The sequence below is a fragment of the Capnocytophaga sp. ARDL2 genome (genome assembly GCF_041530365.1).
Taxonomy (GTDB): Bacteria; Bacteroidota; Bacteroidia; order Flavobacteriales; family Flavobacteriaceae; genus Flavobacterium.
The window spans coordinates 644,811-663,074 of the sequence record NZ_CP168034.1 but is presented as its reverse complement, the minus strand read 5'-3'; the positions used below and the strand labels follow the sequence as shown (position 1 = coordinate 663,074).

General features: G+C 34.1%; 18 protein-coding genes. 6 read left to right on the top strand and 12 right to left on the bottom strand.

Annotated elements, in window-relative coordinates; all coding sequences use genetic code 11:
• Positions 1 to 18: 18 nt before the first annotated feature.
• Together AB4865_RS03290 and AB4865_RS03285 are read right to left on the bottom strand one after the other, a co-directional pair.
• Positions 19 to 249 carry a DUF3098 domain-containing protein gene (locus tag AB4865_RS03290; protein WP_372474311.1) on the bottom strand — a complete coding sequence of 77 codons (231 nt, stop codon included), beginning with the start codon at positions 247 to 249 and terminating at the stop codon, positions 19 to 21.
• A 98-nt stretch (positions 250 to 347) separates the two neighbouring features.
• Positions 348 to 1,223, bottom strand: coding sequence for a cell division protein FtsX (locus tag AB4865_RS03285; RefSeq protein WP_372474310.1), 876 nt, complete (start codon positions 1,221 to 1,223; stop codon positions 348 to 350).
• 184 nt (positions 1,224 to 1,407) lie between these two features.
• Between AB4865_RS03285 and AB4865_RS03280 the strand changes: the two genes are divergently transcribed.
• Positions 1,408 to 1,776: a hypothetical protein gene (locus AB4865_RS03280; RefSeq protein ID WP_372474309.1), complete on the top strand. Its 369-nt coding sequence runs from the start codon at positions 1,408 to 1,410 to the stop codon at positions 1,774 to 1,776.
• Between the two features lie 93 nt (positions 1,777 to 1,869).
• On the opposite strand, the gene AB4865_RS03275 is transcribed toward AB4865_RS03280, so the two are convergent.
• Both AB4865_RS03275 and AB4865_RS03270 read right to left on the bottom strand, forming a co-directional pair.
• Complete coding sequence (locus tag AB4865_RS03275) at positions 1,870 to 2,874, bottom strand: acyl-ACP desaturase (RefSeq protein WP_372474308.1); 1,005 nt, start codon at positions 2,872 to 2,874, stop codon at positions 1,870 to 1,872.
• Between the two features lie 62 nt (positions 2,875 to 2,936).
• A complete protein-coding gene (locus AB4865_RS03270; RefSeq protein WP_372474307.1) occupies positions 2,937 to 3,671 on the bottom strand; it encodes a lysophospholipid acyltransferase family protein in 735 nt (244 codons plus the stop codon).
• A gap of 396 nt (positions 3,672 to 4,067) precedes the next feature.
• On the opposite strand from AB4865_RS03270, the gene AB4865_RS03265 reads away from it, so the two are divergent.
• From AB4865_RS03265 to AB4865_RS03255, 3 genes are all read left to right on the top strand, one after another.
• A complete protein-coding gene (locus AB4865_RS03265; protein WP_372474876.1) occupies positions 4,068 to 4,475 on the top strand; it encodes a DUF5723 family protein in 408 nt (135 codons plus the stop codon).
• Between the two features lie 213 nt (positions 4,476 to 4,688).
• A complete protein-coding gene (locus AB4865_RS03260) occupies positions 4,689 to 4,973 on the top strand; it encodes a DUF5723 family protein (protein WP_372474306.1) in 285 nt (94 codons plus the stop codon).
• 76 nt (positions 4,974 to 5,049) lie between these two features.
• Entirely contained in the window at positions 5,050 to 5,223 is a 174-nt protein-coding gene (locus AB4865_RS03255) for a hypothetical protein (protein ID WP_372474305.1), read from the top strand.
• A 65-nt stretch (positions 5,224 to 5,288) separates the two neighbouring features.
• On the opposite strand, the gene AB4865_RS03250 is transcribed toward AB4865_RS03255, so the two are convergent.
• Genes AB4865_RS03250 through AB4865_RS03240 form a run of 3 tightly spaced genes read right to left on the bottom strand, consistent with a single transcriptional unit; the run spans position 5,289 to position 7,098 of the window.
• Positions 5,289 to 6,251, bottom strand: coding sequence for an SPFH domain-containing protein (locus AB4865_RS03250; RefSeq protein WP_372474303.1), 963 nt, complete (start codon positions 6,249 to 6,251; stop codon positions 5,289 to 5,291).
• A gap of 4 nt (positions 6,252 to 6,255) precedes the next feature.
• A complete protein-coding gene (locus tag AB4865_RS03245) occupies positions 6,256 to 6,729 on the bottom strand; it encodes a hypothetical protein (RefSeq protein WP_372474302.1) in 474 nt (157 codons plus the stop codon).
• Between the two features lie 3 nt (positions 6,730 to 6,732).
• Entirely contained in the window at positions 6,733 to 7,098 is a 366-nt protein-coding gene (locus tag AB4865_RS03240; protein ID WP_372474301.1) for a hypothetical protein, read from the bottom strand.
• A 119-nt stretch (positions 7,099 to 7,217) separates the two neighbouring features.
• Between AB4865_RS03240 and AB4865_RS03235 the strand changes: the two genes are divergently transcribed.
• Positions 7,218 to 9,983 (top strand): PD-(D/E)XK nuclease family protein, encoded by a 2,766-nt coding sequence (locus AB4865_RS03235; RefSeq protein ID WP_372474300.1) that lies wholly within the window; start codon positions 7,218 to 7,220, stop codon positions 9,981 to 9,983.
• Between the two features lie 38 nt (positions 9,984 to 10,021).
• On the opposite strand, the gene AB4865_RS03230 is transcribed toward AB4865_RS03235, so the two are convergent.
• The 4 genes from AB4865_RS03230 to AB4865_RS03215 form a co-directional block, all read right to left on the bottom strand.
• Positions 10,022 to 10,237: a hypothetical protein gene (locus AB4865_RS03230; protein ID WP_372474299.1), complete on the bottom strand. Its 216-nt coding sequence runs from the start codon at positions 10,235 to 10,237 to the stop codon at positions 10,022 to 10,024.
• Between the two features lie 360 nt (positions 10,238 to 10,597).
• Positions 10,598 to 13,228, bottom strand: a complete 2,631-nt coding sequence (gene alaS / locus AB4865_RS03225) for an alanine--tRNA ligase (protein WP_372474298.1) — start codon at positions 13,226 to 13,228, stop codon at positions 10,598 to 10,600.
• Between the two features lie 659 nt (positions 13,229 to 13,887).
• A complete protein-coding gene (locus AB4865_RS03220) occupies positions 13,888 to 14,823 on the bottom strand; it encodes a 2-hydroxyacid dehydrogenase (protein WP_372474297.1) in 936 nt (311 codons plus the stop codon).
• Between the two features lie 14 nt (positions 14,824 to 14,837).
• On the bottom strand, positions 14,838 to 15,284 hold the full coding sequence (locus tag AB4865_RS03215) for a hypothetical protein (protein ID WP_372474296.1): 447 nt from the start codon (positions 15,282 to 15,284) through the stop codon (positions 14,838 to 14,840).
• Positions 15,285 to 15,430: 146 nt separating this feature from the next.
• Here AB4865_RS03215 and rsmG point away from each other — a divergent pair, with 146 nt between their 5' ends.
• Complete coding sequence (gene rsmG / locus AB4865_RS03210; protein WP_372474295.1) at positions 15,431 to 16,048, top strand: 16S rRNA (guanine(527)-N(7))-methyltransferase RsmG; 618 nt, start codon at positions 15,431 to 15,433, stop codon at positions 16,046 to 16,048.
• A 41-nt stretch (positions 16,049 to 16,089) separates the two neighbouring features.
• On the opposite strand, the gene AB4865_RS03205 is transcribed toward rsmG, so the two are convergent.
• Positions 16,090 to 18,129: a T9SS type A sorting domain-containing protein gene (locus AB4865_RS03205; protein WP_372474294.1), complete on the bottom strand. Its 2,040-nt coding sequence runs from the start codon at positions 18,127 to 18,129 to the stop codon at positions 16,090 to 16,092.
• Between the last annotated feature and the right edge of the window lie 135 nt (positions 18,130 to 18,264).

Genomic DNA, 18,264 nt, shown 5'->3' with positions numbered 1-18,264 from the left:
AGCCTCAAAATTTGTTTTTTACTTTTTTCTTGAATAAAAAATAGAAAGGATACAAACGGTAAATCCAACAAAAATAACTGCTGGTGCCAATCTTATTCTACGAAAACTAAATACTTCTTCGTTGAAGATTTCTGGATTTTCGCTATTCCCTCCCATCATCAATATAAATCCTACCGCAATGGTCAATACACCTACTACAATCAATAGGTAATTTTCTTTTGTAAATAATGTTTTTTTATTGTTTTCCATATTTAATTTGCTACGAATTATTTTTTCTCTAAAAGCGGAAGCTTCTCTGTTTATCCGTTGTAAAAAAACTATGTTCCTATGTGGTTAAAAACTGTAATTTAATACAAATCATCTGATTTTAGATTTAAATATTTTGTAGTAGCAAAATAAGTACTAAACCAAGTGATGACAATCCCTAATAATAAAATTTCTACCGATACAATTCCCAAAGATTGATAATCTTGCATCAATCCCAAGGCTGGTAATTGTTTATCAATGTACCATGTCAATGACAACACTGCGATTACTGCCAATACCGAACCAATCAATCCCAATTTGATGCTTCTCCACACAAAAGGACGACGGATAAATGATTTTGTCGCTCCTACCATTTGCATTGTTTTGATAATAAAACGATTGGAGTAAACCGAAAGTCTCAACGAACTGTTGATTAGCAACATTGCAATCAACGCAAAAACACCACTTACAACCAATACCCAAAAGGTAACTTTTTCTACATTGTCGTTTACCAAATTCACCAATTGAGCGTCGTAAATCACATCATCAACTAGTTTGTTTTCTTTAAAACTCATTTCGATATTTTTGATAGAATCTTTTTCTACATACGCTCCGTGCAGATGCAAATCCAACGAATGACGCAATGGATTGTGCCCTAAAAACTGAACGAAATTTTCGCCAATGGTTTCCTGATGTTGAATAGCTGCTGTGTCCTTATGTACAAAAGCGATGTCTTTTAAATATTCTTTTTGTTCTAATTCTTTTTGAAGTGCAATGATATCAGTATCTTTTGCTTCGTCTTTAAAGAAAATGGTCATCGGAATATTTTCTTTAAAAGTATTGGAAATTTTCTCGGCATTGTTGACAAACATTCCCAATGTACCCAACAAAAACAAAACTAAAAATATACTGATTACAACAGAGAAATAAGAAGAAATCAATCTTCGTTTTTGGTATCTTTCAAATGATTTAGACATAGTCGACTGTAATTTTTCATATAATGTACAAAGATATAAAAATATTGAAACCTTTTTCATTTTTTATTTCAAATCATCAAAAGAAAAATCTATTTACTTGTTTTTTTATAAAAAATATTTCTAAACTTGAGAAATCATTTAATTCAATCATATCAAAAAACGTTATGAAAAAAAATTAGTTTTTATGGTATTCACTGCCTTGGCTTTTGTTGCTTGTAAAAATGATGACAACAACACAAAGCCATCTTTATTAGGAAAATGGACGTATGAAAAAAACGTTTTATACGATGGAGCTAAACATGAACCTTTGATGACTAATCAAGGTGAAACTTGTCAATTGTTAGATTCTTATTTATTTGAAAACGACGGAAAATTGACAGTAACAGTACACGACGAAGATCTAAACGAAACATATATTCCAGAAGCGTTTATCAGTAGTTATGTTCACAATCAAGCTGAAAACACTGTACAACTAAACATAGATGAATCTGTTGTTTTTCAATTGCATAATCATACAGCACAAACAGTAGGTTTTAAATTTAGAATTTATTGACGTAAACGGTGATAATGTAAAAGAATATGTCATTTTCCGTTACAAAAAAGCTAACTAAAAATCAAAGGCTGTCTTTTCGGACAGCCTTAATTTTTATCGTAAAGTTGCGGGATTCACCCATTTAAAAATATATGATTCTTCTGAAACTTTCATTCGTTCCGCCAATTTCAACATACGATCTGGCAAACGCATGAGATAATCTCTTGCTTTTTCTGCCTCATCCGTCAGATTGGTGATTTTATCGATTTCCCAACGTTTGATAAGTTTGTTTAAGATATCGACATAATCGGTAGAAGTATAAACACCGATACGTTGTGCAGATTCAGAGAAATGTACAAAAGCATCTCCCATAGCTCCACCTGATTCGCGAATCAAGTTGGCTGGCATAGTGATTTTTTTCTTCATCATATAGTAGAACGCCTTCATCATTTCCGACGGATCTACTTGAAAAATTCTTTCTACAAAATCAGAATATGCATGGTGGTGACGCATTTCGTCTCCTGCAATGATTCTACAGATTTTTGACAATTTGTGATCTCCGTATTTTTTTGCCAATTGTGAGACACGATTGTGAGATACATAGGTTGCCAATTCTTGAAAACTCGTAAACACAAAGTTTTTATAAGGATCTTGATCTGTACCGGGGTCAAAACCATCGTTGAGCAAGTGATGTGTAGTGATTTCTACTTCACGCATATTTACACGCCCAGACAAATACAAATATTTATTGAGCAAATCTCCATGACGATTTTCCTCACCCGTCCAGTGACGAATCCATTTTGCCCAGCCGTTTCCTGTTCCATCCTCACCTTCTTTTTGTTTTACACCTTCTACTTCCATCAACCAAGATTCGTAAGTAGGCAAGGCTTCTTCCGTGATTGTATCTCCTACCAATACCACCCAAAAGTCGTACGGCAATTCTTTGGCATATTCACGCAATTCGGTTACTTCCTCAAAGAAATTTTCGCTTTGTGAATTGGGCAATAAATCTGATGGTTGCCAGATTTTCTCTACTGGAATCAAATAGTTTTGTACAAAAGAGTCGATGTTTTTTTCCAAAAACTGCATCACCTCCAATCTGATGTTTTTTACTGACATAGTGTGTTTTTATTATAATTTATGAGACTGAGAAATTTGAAAATGTGATAATAATTTACAAATTATTCTTCAATCTTTGATTTTACTGTATTTTCTACTGTTTCTAGTAGTTGCTCAAACTCCATATCTTTTATTTTGATAGCGGGGTGTACATGCAATTTTACTGCACTTCCCAATCCCATCGGAAAACTACCATATCTAAATATTTTCCAAGAATTGTTGATTGTCAAAGGTACAACCATCGCATTGGGAGCAAATTTGCACAACATTTTCAATCCATTTTCAGAAAATCTCTTTGGTTTTCCTGTTTTTGATCGCGTTCCTTCAGGAAAAATTACAGCCGAACGCTTGTTAGTTTGTATGTATTTTGCCAAGTCTCTTATAGCAGACAACGCCTGTTTTGGGTCATTTCTGTCTATCAGGGCAGATCCTCCGTATTTCAAATTGAATGAGACGCTCGGAATACCTTTCCCTAACTCAATTTTACTTACAAATTTTGGATGAGCCTCTTGCAAAAACCAAATAATGCTCACAATATCAAACATCGATTGGTGATTACAAACAAAAATCAATGGTCGCTCTTTTGGTAAGTTTTCTTTTCCAGTTACCGAAAAAGTCGTCCCCAATACATTGGCACTACGCATCAAAAACCATTGTAGTATATCCACACTTTTTTTATGCGACTGATATCCAAAAACTTTCAAACAAAACCATTGGATCGGATGAAAGATTACCAAACTCAATCCCAAACAAATATAATAGAGAACACTTAATGGATACGATAGTAATTTCTGCATATTGATTTCCTATAATTAAATCACCAAAGATACAAAATTTTATTTATATCTTCGTTTATTTATCGATACTCTAAAAAAGAAATAGTTACCAACCAAACTTTTGGAATTATTTCCTTAGTTTCAACCATTTACAAAAACTTTTATTTTGTTAAAATAAATCTGTTTAAATAGCACATATCATTGTACCTTTGCAAAATAATTAAACATTTTTTTACGAAAAAAATCCTTTATTCTTTTGAGTGTTATAGCAGTATGTTCTGCTTTTGCTCAACAACAATACACTGGGGTAAATAGCAGTGCTCATGGAGATATTTACAATAGCCTTTCAAATCCTGCCGATTTATTAAACAGCAACAGTAAGATAGGAATCTACCTTTTTTCTACTGACGCGAATCTATCAAACAACAAATTGAGTTATTCGCTAGATTTAAAAAGAATTATGAAAAATTTACATCTATCAACTCTTCAGTTTACTCACACAACCATATCAATCAGAGTATCCATTCTGACATTTTGGAGCCTTCAGCCTTTTTTAAATTAGATAAAAATGTCATCGGTTTTTCTACTCGTATTCGCACAATGGTACACGCAAGAGAGATTGATGCAAAAATCATTCAAGATTTTATCGGTGATGTAAACACAGGAACTTTAGCAAATTATCCTTTATTAAAAAAAGAAAACACCAACGTATCAGGAAACGCCTTTTGTGAAATTGGAGTAGCATTTTCACGTAATCTCATCGAAACTGAACATCACAAATTCAATATAGGTGCCAATGTGAAATATGTAATGGGAAGCTTCTAATTCTCGTATTGGTTTCAACAATTTTAGTGGAGAGCTACGATTAGACCATAATGATGACGATTTAATACTTACAACCAAAGGTTCAAGAGAATTTATTACTGAATATGGTGGTCTCAACAATTTTGACGACGATTTTTCTATCAAAGACGCATTGAAAATCAACACCTCAACCATAGGTTTTGACATTGGTGCTGTATATGAATTTAGAAAAAAATGGCTACAAAAAATCTATATGATGCAAAAATTGGCTTTTCGATTACAGATATAGGCAGTTTGAATTACAAAGCGAATGCCAACTCATTTAAATATACTTTGAACACAGGTAATCAAGAAATAAGAATCGATTTGCAAAACATTAAAAACACGTTACAATCTTACAACAAGATTGTAACTTATGAAAACATTGAAGGTCGTACATTTACTTCTTCGTTGCCTACAACAATGCACCTGAGAGTTGACGTACGCATTTGTAGTAAATTGTTTATAGATCTGACTTAGAGGGTAAAACTCACTTCAAAAGGTCAATCTATATACAACGCTTACTATCACAACAACTTGTCTATCACACCAAAATTTGAAGCGAAACATTGGGGAAGTTTATGTTCCTATTAATCGTGTAGCTGACATGGGAACAACTATTGGGAGTGCTTTCAGAGTTGAACCATTATTTGTAGGATCAAATAGTAACATCACTTCAAACAATGCTAAAAACCTCAACGCATATATAGAACTAAACCTACAGTGGTAATCAGATAAATAAATAACCCCTTTCAAACAGCTGTCTGAAAGGGATCATTTACTGTGTAGAATACATTATTCTTCGTCTTCTTCAAAAGTGGATTCTTGCGAAACATTTGGTTTTATTTCTTTCTTCACTTTTGCAACGTTTTTCATTACTTCGCTCACTTGGTTGCTTGCGACAAATGACGCCACCATATTATTGAGCATATCGCTACCTGCTTGTGGTGAATTTGGCAACAAAATCAAGTTAGAATTGTTTTCAGCTCCGATAGCTGTCAAAGCATCGTAGTGTTGTGTAACTACAATCAAAGCAGATGCCTCTTGAGAGTTGATTCCTACTTTGTTTAGCACATCTACCGATTCTACCAAACCACGTGCAATTTCTCTACGCTGGTCGGCGATACCCTGCCCTTGCAATCTCTTTGACTCTGCCTCTGCTCTTGCTTTTGCTACGATGCGGATTCTTTGAGCCTCTGCTTCGTATTCTGCTGCTGTTTTTTCTCTATCGGCAGAGTTGATACGGTTCATCGCATTTTTTACTTGAATATCTGGGTCGATATCTGTAATCAAAGTGTTGATGATATCGTATCCGTAGGTAATCATTGCATCGTTCAATTCACGTTTAACAGCGATTGCAATATCGTCTTTTCTTTCAAAAACGTCGTCCAATTTCAATTTTGGAACCTCAGCTCGTACCACATCAAACACATACGATCTGATCTGATCGTGAGGATATTCCAATTTATAAAACGCTTCGTAAACTCTATCTTGTACTACTTTGTACTGCACTGATACTTTCATCTTTACGAATACGTTGTCTTTGGTTTTGGTTTCGATAATAACATCCAATTGTTGGATACGCAAGTTTACTACTCCCGCAATTCGATCAATCACGGGGATTTTGATTTGCAATCCCGATTGACGAATCGAAAGGTATTTTCCAAAACGTTCAACAATCACAGCACTTTGTTGTTTTACGGTAAAAAAACTCATAAAAAACAAAGCTAAAATAACTACAACTATTATATATATCATAAAATTATTTTTTATCAAAAGTCATTTTTACAGTTGCTCCACTCAGCATAGAAATCATACTTGCATATTCTGGAAAATATTCTTGAAAGAAAGTGGTATAATCTCCCAAACTACCTGTGATATACATTTGATTTCCAGAAAAAGTTGCTTTTCCAGAAACTTCAACTCCGTTTAGATTGAGTTTTACATCACTCCCTTCTTTTGAAAACGCCTGACTTGCTACTTTTGCTTTACATTCAGTACCAGAAAAGTGTGTAAATGTACCTTGTGTAGTTGATTGTATATCCAAGAAATCCTTGTCACATCCTACTGTGTGAGGATAATCGTACTCGTACAATTTTACCACTTGAATCAACTCTACATTCTTAGGCACCCACTTTCCAACGATTTCGTCAGTAGGCTCTGTTGTTGTTTTATCCTCCGAACAAGAAGCAAATACCAATCCGCTTAATGCTACTATTGATGTAATTTTTTTCATATTTTATTTAGTTAAATAGATTGTCCCTGTCAATTTTATCATTGCCTTTGGTTTTCTAGCTATTTTTTCAAATTCTTCTGCTGACAAAAGCGAACGCATTCTTTCTCCGACAAAATCACTCACCCATTCTATTTTTTTTGTAGACATATCTTGAGACAAAAATTCGTATTTTTTCTCAAAAATGTAAAACAAATTATTTCTTTGCACCTTAGTCAACCCGCAATATTCAGCTACAAAATCTGCTTCTTTTTTAGCATATTCTGCATATTCTTTTTTCCCTGCAACCAAAATATCTTTAGGTGCAACCTCTTGAGCATTTGCTTGAAACATAACAAACGACAATGCCAAAACACAAATTACTTTTTTCATTCTTTTTATTTTTTTTTCAAATATACTACTTTTTATCATATAATGTACTTTTATCCTTTTTCAAAATACGCTTTTTTTGAGTACCTTTACGCTTCAAATGTTTTATTCAGTCATATATCATGAAACACATCAGCTTTGTAGAAGAAATAGCCGAGCGACTCATCAAAGACACGGCGTGGGATTTTGCTCATACCAAAGTGGTTTTACCCAACAAACGTGCAAAAATTTTCTTACAAGACGCCTTAAAAAATCGCTCGGAACGATTTGTGATTGCTCCAGAAATTATGAGTATAGAAGAGTTGATAGCTCAAATTTCTCATGTCAAAAAAATCGATTCTTTAGAGTCTCTATTTGTGTTTTACACCATTTATATCGAAAACACTCCCAAAGAAAAAATTCAAGATTTTGAATCGTTTTCTGGTTGGGCAAAATTGTTGTTGCAAGATTTCAACGACATAGACACTTATTTGCTCGACCCTAATCACGTATTTTCGTATCTTCAAAACATAGACGACATCAATCATTGGGCGGTAAATGCTGATATTCAAACCGATTTAATCAAAAAACATTTGACTTTTTGGGAGACTTTACCTATTTATTACGAAAAATTTTCGCAACATCTTATTTCACAAAACAAAGGATATCAAGGCATCATCTATCGTAAAGCTGTTGAAAAACTCAATGATTTTATCCAAAACGATCGCTCTGAAAACACCTATTATTTTTGTGGATTCAATGCATTGAACCAAGCTGAAGAAATCATTTTTCAACGTTTGGCAAAAGAACAAAAAGCCAAAATACTGTGGAACATAGACCAATATTTCCTCAACGACAACGACCATGAAGCGGGATATTTTGCTCGTAAAATAAAGAAAAACTGGGGATTGTACAATTCGCGTCCTTATGAAGACATCAATGATTTTTATACAAAAGAAAAAAACATCCACATATACGGTACGCCTAAAAATATAGGACAAGCGAAAATCGTAGGCGAAATCATCAATAATTTTACCAAAGAGGGAAAAAATCTACAAGAAACTGCAGTGATACTGAGTGACGAAAACTTGCTTTTGCCTTTACTCAATCAACTCCCAATTGAGACAAATGCTCTCAATATCACCATGGGATTTGGATCAAAAACGCATCCTTCGCATTTGTTGATTCAAAAGTTATTAAAAATGCAAAATAATGCATGCAATCGCAACGAACATACTACGTTTTACTATAAAGAAGTTCTAGATGTGTTGCAGCACCCATACATTTCGCAACACACTGATGCTAAAGAGATTGTACAGTTCATCAACAAGCAAAATATTTCGTTTTTCTATTATGAAACTTTAGAAAAAAACGTCGCAATCAGTCCGTTTATAGCATCGATTTTAACTCCATGGAAAAACCTTTCATTAGATGAAATCATAGAAAAATTGTTTACTGTTTTACAAGAAATAAAACATCTATTAGTCGAAAAAAATGATGATATTTCATTGGCATTTACCTACACGATTTATCAGACTTTAAACAAAATAAAAAATTATCAAGAAACCTATCAGTTGATTGATTCGCTATCGCATTTTACCAATATTTACAAGCAAATTGCAGATTTGATGGAAGTTTCTTTTGAAGGAGAACCACTACAAGGTTTACAAATCATGGGAATTCTCGAAAGTCGTGTGTTGGATTTTGACACAGTTATCATCACATCAGTAAATGAGGGAAAATTCCCTAAGAGTAAAACTATCAACACTTTTATCCCCTATGATGTAAAAGTGGAATTGGGATTGCCAACTTACAAGGAAAAAGACTCGATTTTTACCTATCATTTTTATCATTTGCTGCATCGAGCAAATAACATTTACATCATTTACGACAACGACCAAAGCCAAGGAAAAGAACCGAGTAGATTTATCACTCAATTGCAGCTCGACAACATCAAACAACACCATATCACCGAGGTAAACACAACTGCACCCACTGATAAATCGACACAAAAAAAGAAGAAAATCGTCAAAACCGACCAACTAATTTCTCTACTGAAGGAAATTGCCTATTCGCCATCGAGTTTGAGTAGCTATCTTCGCGATCCCTTGCAGTTTTACCTTCAAAGTGTACTAAAAATCTACGACAATCCCGAAGTGGAAGAAAACATCGCTGTCAACACTCTGGGAAATGTTATTCACAGCACCTTAGAAGAACTCTACACCCCATTCATTGGAAAAGAGATTTTGGCAGAAGATGTCAAGCAAATGAAAGAAAAAGTACCTGCTCTGTTGGAAAAATATTTCAAAGAAATCTATTCCTCACACTATGTTTTATCAGGAAAAAATCTACTAGCGATGGAGGCTACTTTGTACAACATCAATGCTTTTTTAGACAATGAAATTGCCGAATTAAACGATGGAAACACCATTCAATTGGTAGCATTGGAGAAAAAAATGGAATACACATTTACACATCCTACGTTGCCCTGCCCTATCCAATTGAAAGGAACTGCCGATCGCATCGAATTGAGAAACGGCATTTTGCGAATTATCGATTACAAAACAGGATACCTGCATGAGCGAAATGTAAAAGTTTCTAATTTTGAAAATTTAATCCATTTAGAAAGAGAAAAAGCTATACAGCTATTTTGCTATGCTCTGATGTATAAAGAAGAAGCCAATGGACAACCAGTTCAAGCTGGGATATATTCCTTCCGATTGAAAAGTGAGGGATACAAATTGCTAACTATAGACAAAGTAGGTACGCTGATTACCCCTGATATTTTAGCACAATTTGAAGAACAATTGGCAAATTTGCTCAACGAAATACTCAATCCAGAAATTGCTTTTAAAGAACCCAATAATTTGGATGATGAAGATACTTATACGTCAAGTGAAACGGCGTAAAAAACACGCGGCTGTCCACATGGACAGCCGCGTGTTTTTTAATTCAAATCCTCTTCTGTAATTTCAAAAACATATTTGTTATAATATTTTCTTGATTCTACAGGTTTCCAATAATTTGAATCTTCTGCTTTATAAATACTTTTACCTTCATCAGTTGGATAATAGGTTCTTCTTACTACATTATTTAAAATTAACTGAATTGAATCAAAGTATGTATATTCAATTCCCCAACTTCCCCAATCACATTTGCTCAATTCTGTATGATAATTATTTGAAAATATATTAATATTTTTTTCAACAACATCTTCTTTTTAAAAAATGATTTTCAAATCAGAACTAGTTGCATTTTTTTATCATATAATCTACACAATTATCTCTTATACATGACATTAAAAGAAAAAAGGCAAATAATAAAAATCTAAAATGTAATTTTTTTATGATAAGTTTACTTTTTAATTGTACAGATATTTGAACAAGTGCAAAATTACAATATATAATCACTATAAACAAACTTTTTTAATCTGTCTATAAATAAAATAAACGCTAATTTTTACAACTCTTAAAAAAAAACAAGAGACTGCCAAAGTTTGACAATCTCTTGTTTTTTTTTTATATTACTTCACAAAATCTAATGCGTGGCTCAATGCCTCTTCTACACCTTCTGGATTTTTTCCTCCGGCGGTTGCAAAGAACGGCTGTCCACCTCCGCCCCCTTGGATATATTTACCCAATTCGCGTACGATTTGCCCTGCATTCAAGCCATGACTGGCTACGATTTCTTTGCTGATATAGGCTGTAAGCATCGGTTTGTCGTCGTTTACTGTTGACAATAAAATATAGAAATTCTCGCCTGTTGCTCCTATTTCGTAAGCCAAATCTTTTGCTCCTGCGGCATCCAAAGCTACTTGGGCTACTACGCATTTCACTCCGTTTACTTCCTGAACTTGTGCAATCAGCTCGCCTTTTAGATTTTTCGCTTTTTCTTTGAGCAAATGCTCTATTTGGAGTTTCAATTTGGCATTTTCGTCTTGTAATTTTTCAACCGCTTTGCTCACATCTTTCGTTTTGAGTTGCTCTGCCAATTGTTGCGATTCTTTTTCAAGATTGATAAAATAGTCTTTTACTTTATCTCTTGTAATGGCTTCTACTCTCCGGATTCCAGAGGCAACCGCTCCTTCTGACACAATTTTGAAATACCAAATATCAGCGGTATTTTTAACATGTGTTCCTCCGCAAAGCTCTTTGCTTTCTCCAAACTCAATCATACGAACTTTATCTCCGTATTTTTCTCCAAACAACGCCATAGCACCTGCGTCCATTGCTTCTTTCATCGAAATAGAACGGTGTTCGTTTAATGGTAATTTTTCCAAAACACGTTGATTTACCAATCGTTCCACCTGTTGTATTTCTTCCGTTGTCATTTTTTGGAAATGAGAAAAGTCGAAACGCAATCCGTCAAAATCCACTTTAGAACCTCTTTGCTCTACATGTATTCCCAATACTTCACGCAAGGCTTGGTGTAGCAAGTGCGTAGCAGTATGGTTAGCTTCTATAAAGGCTCTACCTTTTACCGAAGCTTTGAATGGATCTGTCAAATTACTTGGTAAAGTTTGAGTAAAATGAATAATCAGATTATTTTCTTTTTTGGTATCAATGATATAAGTAGTTTCTCCATTGGCAGAAGTAATTGTACCTTTATCTCCTACTTGACCTCCTCCTTCTGGATAAAAAGGTGTAACATTAAATACCAATTGGTACAAAGTTCCATCCTTTTGACTTTCAATTTTTCTATATTTTGTAACGCGAACAATCGCTTCCAAAATATCGTAACCAATAAACTCGGTTTCTTCGTCTTCGCGAACAATCACCCAATCATCGGCTTTGGTATGAGCTGCCGCACGCGAACGCTCTTTTTGTTTTTGTAGATTTTCTTCAAAACCTTTTTCATCTAAAGTAAATCCTCTCTCTGCTAAAATAAGAGAAGTCAAATCGATTGGGAAACCGTAAGTATCGTACAATTCAAAAGCTTTACTACCAGACAATTGTTTTCCTTCTAAGTTTACAATCATCGTATCCAACATCAACAAGCCTTGTTCTAAGGTACGCAAAAAAGAATTTTCTTCTTCTTTGATTACATTGGTAACCAATTGTTCTTGTTTAGCAATTTCTGGGAAAGCCTCTCCCATTTGTTTTGCCAACACAGCTACCAATTCGTAGATAAAAGGTTCTTTTTTGTTGAGGAAAGTAAATCCGTAGCGAATGGCTCTACGCAAAATACGACGAATTACATATCCTGCACCGTTGTTTGACGGCAACTGTCCATCGGCAATTGCAAATGCAACCGCACGAATGTGGTCAACAATTACACGAATGGCAATGTTGATTTTATTTTGTTCGTCTGAAATATTTTTTACCTCATTGTTGGTGTATTTCAGACCTGTAATTTCTTCTACTTTTTGAATTAGCGGTGTAAATACATCCGTATCGTAGTTGGAAGTTACGCCTTGCATAGCCATACACAAACGCTCAAATCCCATACCTGTATCTACATGTTTTGCAGGAAGTTTTTCGAGGCTACCGTCGGCTTTGCGGTTAAATTCCATAAATACATTGTTCCAGATTTCCACCACTTGCGGATGGTCTGCATTTACCAACGATTTACCAGGAACTGATGCTCTTTCGCTGTCAGGTCTTAGGTCGATATGGATTTCCGAACATGGACCACACGGCCCTTGATCTCCCATTTCCCAAAAATTGTCTTTTTTATTTCCTAAAATGATGCGGTCTTCGTCCACAAATTCTTTCCAAATGTCCCACGCCTCTTGATCGAAAGGTACATTTTCGTCTTTATTTCCTTCAAAAACCGAAACATACAAGCGGTCTTTGTCAAGTTTCAATTCTTCGGTAAGAAATTCCCAAGCCCAAGCAATCGCTTCTTTTTTGAAATAATCACCAAACGACCAGTTACCCAACATTTCAAACATGGTGTGGTGGTAAGTATCAAAACCTACATCTTCCAAATCGTTGTGTTTTCCCGACACTCGCAAACATTTTTGCGTATCGGCAATACGCTTGTTTGGTGGTGTACCGTTTCCTAAGAAAAATTCTTTAAACTGAGCCATACCCGAATTGTTGAACATCAAAGTAGGGTCGTCTTTTAGTACAATAGGTGCAGAAGGCACAACCAAATGTCCTTTCTTTTCAAAAAATGCGAGAAATTTCTTTCTTATATCTTGCGATTTCATAATTTGTTGTTGTAATATTATTCGTTTTTCACGTATTCCCCTCTAAAATGAGGGGTGCCATATGGCGGGGTGTGTAAAACACAGTTTTCTTTTTTTTTTACCACATAAAACACAATAGAAACATAGATACAACTTTGTGGTTATGTTTAGACGCTTTGCTTTCAAAGAAAACATTGGCTATAGTATAAAATAAACTATGTAGGCTATATGTCAATGTGTTTAATGCGTAAAAATTCTATTCACAATTTTTTTTTCTAATGTAATTGAAGAAGTCCACAAAGTCAATCATTTAAACTATCTGCTATTTCGAATAAAGGAAAAAATCTTTAAAAATCAACAATATATTTTTTTCCTTACTCAAATACGAGAATTTTGCACTAACTGGCAAAGCAAAGACAGAAAGCCTACTTTCTTGGACAACTTCTAAAAAAACCTTGCAAAAATAAACAATTATCTATTAATGGTAGAGGAAATTAGCTGTAAATTTGGAATGATATCAAAAAAAATGAGGCTATCGCCTCATTTTTTGATAATCAATTTTTCAATAGATTTTTTGTTGTAATGTTGGATTTATAAAAGAAACAAATCCTATTTTTGAAACAATGAAAAATTAGAAATTTAATTACATTATTTTAACTTTTAAGAACTATTCTTCTTTTTTAAAAATTTCTTACAATTTTATCAACTAAAAATTGAGCTAATTTTTCTTTACTTTCAATAGTCCAACCTGCGATATGAGGAGAAAGCAACACTTTGTCAGATTGCATCAAATATTTAAAATCTTCGGGCATATTGTCTTCTGAGAAAATATTTTCAAAAGATGATTTTTCATATTCCAATACATCCAAACCTGCTCCTAAAATTTTTCCTGATTGAATATTTTTCACCAAATCTTTGGTACAAACCGATTTCCCTCTGGCAGTGTTGATAAACCAAAACGATTTTTTCATTTTTGAAATAAATTCCTCATTGATTAAATGTAAGGTTTCTGGAGTTTGTGGCGTGTGCAAACTCACAATATCTGCCTCTTCATGCAATCGTTGTAATGTTACCTGCTCTGCATATTCATCACCAATATTGGGTAATATATCATAAAAAATCACCTTACAGTCAAACCCCTTGAGCCTTTTTGCAAAGGCTTTCCCCATATTTCCATATCCGATGATTCCTACCGTTTTCCCTTCTATTTCATACCCACGGTTGGCTTCTCTCTCCCATTTACCTTTACGCACCTCAGCATCTACTATGGCGAGTTTGTTCATCAAAGAAAGTAGCATCCCCATTGCGTGTTCGGCAACGGCGGTTTTGTTTCCTTCGGGTACAGCAATTGTCTCTATTCCTTTGGAATGTGCATATTCTACATCAATATTTTCTAAACCAGCCCCTACTCTCCCAATAAATTTCAACTGTACAGCCGCATCGAGCACTTCTCTATCAATAGGCAATCTACTGCGTACAATCAACCCTTGATAATCAGCAATTTTACCTAAAAATTCAGCCTTTGTACAATGATAATCTTCGTGATTTTCAAATCTATGTCTAGCCAATTGTTCTATCAACAAAGGATGGTTTTTGTCTATGTGCAAGACTTTCATATTTTTCATGTCCTTCATTTTGATATAATTTCAATTTCTGAAGATTGATTTTCAACCATTTGATTGTATTTCACTTTAAAAAGAAAGAGTACTAAACAGTCAAAAATCCACGTGCCCCAAAAAACATAAATACCATATTTGAAATACTCATTTAAATAATTGGAAGCCTGAGCGTCAAATTCTTTAAAAGAAAACAACAAGCCCACCAAAGAAAAAATAATCAACAACAGATTGATGATATAAAAAGTACTTGATTTCAACCAACGCTTTGCAACTATTAGAAACAAAACCAACAAAGAAAGTATAGCTAAACATAGAAAAAATCCTTGTTTCCAGTCGCTGGTGTATTCATAAATAAAACGATAACTTGCATCTACATATTTAGCTTGAGACAAAAAGACAGCCGTTACTAAACTATTTATTAATTGCAAGATAAAAAGTAAAAACCATTTATTTTTCATACGCAATTTTCTTACAAATGTAAACTTTTATTTTGACAGTTAAACGATTAATCATGAAATTATTAGCCAATTTATTTTGGTTTCAAACTACTTTCGCTTTCAAAGTTGACTTCAATTTTACTACTTTTGTGAAAATTTTTTTTTCAATGGAAGAAATCATCAAACAGTTTCCTGATCTTACTGACCAACAAATCAAACAATTTGAATTGTTAGAACCATTATATACCGAATGGAATGCAAAAATCAATGTTATCTCTCGCAAAGACATAGACGAATTATATACGCGTCATGTATTGCATTCGTTGGGTATTGCAAAAATTCAACCTTTCAAGGAGGGGGCTCAAATCATGGACGTAGGCACAGGAGGTGGTTTTCCGTTGATTCCTTTGGCAATCGCCTTTCCACAGGTAGATTTTTATGGTATTGATGTCATTGCAAAAAAAATACGTGTGGTAAGTGAAGTGATTTCGGCTTTAGGACTAAAAAATGTATATGCCGAACAAAAAAGAGCTCAATTGGTTACAAAAAAACTGGATTTTATCGTAAGTAGAGCCGTGACCAATATGCCCGATTTTGTAAGCTGGATAGAGGGAAAAGTAAAATCAAAGCATCGACACGAACTCGCAAATGGTATTTTGTATTTAAAAGGAGGCGATTTGACCGAAGAATTACAATCATTTCCAAAGGCAACTTTATACAATCTTTCTGATTATTTTTCAGATGATTTTTTTGAAACAAAAAAAGTGGTGCATTTACCATTATAAAAAAAGAGAAGCTTTTAGGCTTCTCTTTTTTATTGACTCATTTATTGCTTGATAAATTTATAATTTCCGATGGCACCTGCTTGGTTTTCTACTTTCAAAATATAAATCCCTTTTTCTAAACTGTTTACATTTATGAAAAATTTTTCTGTTGAATCAATCATTTTTCCAACGGTATCATAAATCGCAATTTCTTTAATTAATTCGTCTGTTTCTACATATAGTATATCTGAAACAGGGTTTGGAAACAATTTTACTGCGTTTTTATCCAATTTTGGAGTACTCAACGGAACGTCCCATTTGATATTATCCAAAACAACTACTTTATGTCCCGAAGTTCCCAAATCCAATTGTATAGCCACATATTGGTGATTTGCTGGGAATGTTATAGGTGCTGTAGTAAACGAACCCGATTCACTTACTGCAAACTCCTGACCTGTAGAAACAAATGTTGTAAAATCTGTATTGTCTGACATAGTACCTATGACGATTTTTTCTGTTCCTGTGATTGCCATTCCTGTGATTGCCGATTCGATATCAAAACTCAATACATGTGTCCCCGAAGTTGTAGAAACTTTTGGAGTAACCAATGTAATTGGAGTTGAAACACTGCCTCCTTTATATACCTGCATCACATAATCAGACAATTGTATATTTCCGCCCATTCCTCCCATATTGGTAATAGAAATGGTAGGATAGGAAGTATGTGTACCCTTCCAGCAACCAGTTTCGAATACAGTTGCATTGGTTTGATTTTCAAAATCATAAGTAAAAGTATTTACAGCGGGACAAGTTTCCTGAGCAGGTGCTTCTTGCCACTTGATATTATCTACTATCAATGCTTTATGACCGGCAACACCAAAGTCAAAACGTATCGCTACATATTTATGATTAGTTGGAAAAACAATAGGTGCTGTAGTAAAAGTTCCTGTTTGATTTACAGCAAACTCTTGATTTGTCGCTACAAAAGTTGAAAAATCATTGGCATCTGACATAGTACCTACAATGATTTTTTCATTTCCATCGATTGCAGTTGGTGTACCTGCCAAAGCCAACTCTATATCAAAACTTAATGCATGTGTACCATTTGTCGATGAAACTTCAGGTGTAACCAGTGTAATTGGAGTTGTAATAGTTCCACTTTTATAAATTTGTAAAACTTTGTCTGGCAATGCAATATCTCCAGTTCCACCGGCTGCATTAGTTACAGATACGGTAGGGAATGATGTATGCGTTCCCTTCCAACAATCAGTAGAAAATAGAGTTTCAGTGGTATTGTTTTCAAAGGTAAAATCAAAAGTTGCAACAGCAGGACAAGTTGTAGGAGTAGAAATTCCAGAAGGCGTCCAAGTATATGTAAGACCAGACTGAGGCAATGTAGAAGGAGTGATAGAAATCGTTTTATACTTTGTTTCACCTGCTGTTGTAGCACTCCAAACACCTGTAGAAGATTCTCTTACTGCAAAATCAGCAGAAGTAGTTCCTCTCAACCCTACAGTAATAAACTCAACTGAAGGATTCCCTACCGCAGTTGCTTGATACACTTTTTTTATAACATTTTGATTTTCTTGTAATCGCAATTGAAAGTTTAGCTCATAACGATCAGTATCATACCCCATAAAACGATAACGAGTAAAATCTTTCCATTGAATAACAAATTCTCTATTAGGTGCAACACCTTCTACTTTATATGATATTTCACCAACTTTACCATCGTTGTTTAATCCCACTAATTTTTCGTTACATACAGCGATAATCCCTTCGTGAGCAGTATCTTGAGTAAGTGGCTTATACTGATAGTATGTCCCTAAAATACTCTCAGTACCAAATGAAACATAACCAGCTGCATATACGTGAATAGTAGTATAATCAACACCATTAAAATTAAATACAAAAGGTAAAGTAGTGGTATAAGCCGTATTTTCCAAGTCATCAGTAGATGATGCTGTAGCGAGTACCGTGGGGTTTGTCAATTCAGTGTATGTACCCACATTTTGTGTAAAAGAATAGTTTGCAACTTGAGCAAAGGCAGATGATAGCGTAAAACCTCCTAAAGCAAAGACAGAAAGTAAATGTTTATTCATTTTATTCAGATTAAAATTAATTCGATACAAAAATATTATTTTTATTTATTCTAACAAAACCATAAGATGTTAAAATTAAAAAAAAGTATTTTTTTTATTGATTAAATGATTTTTTTTTATACATTTGGAAAATCA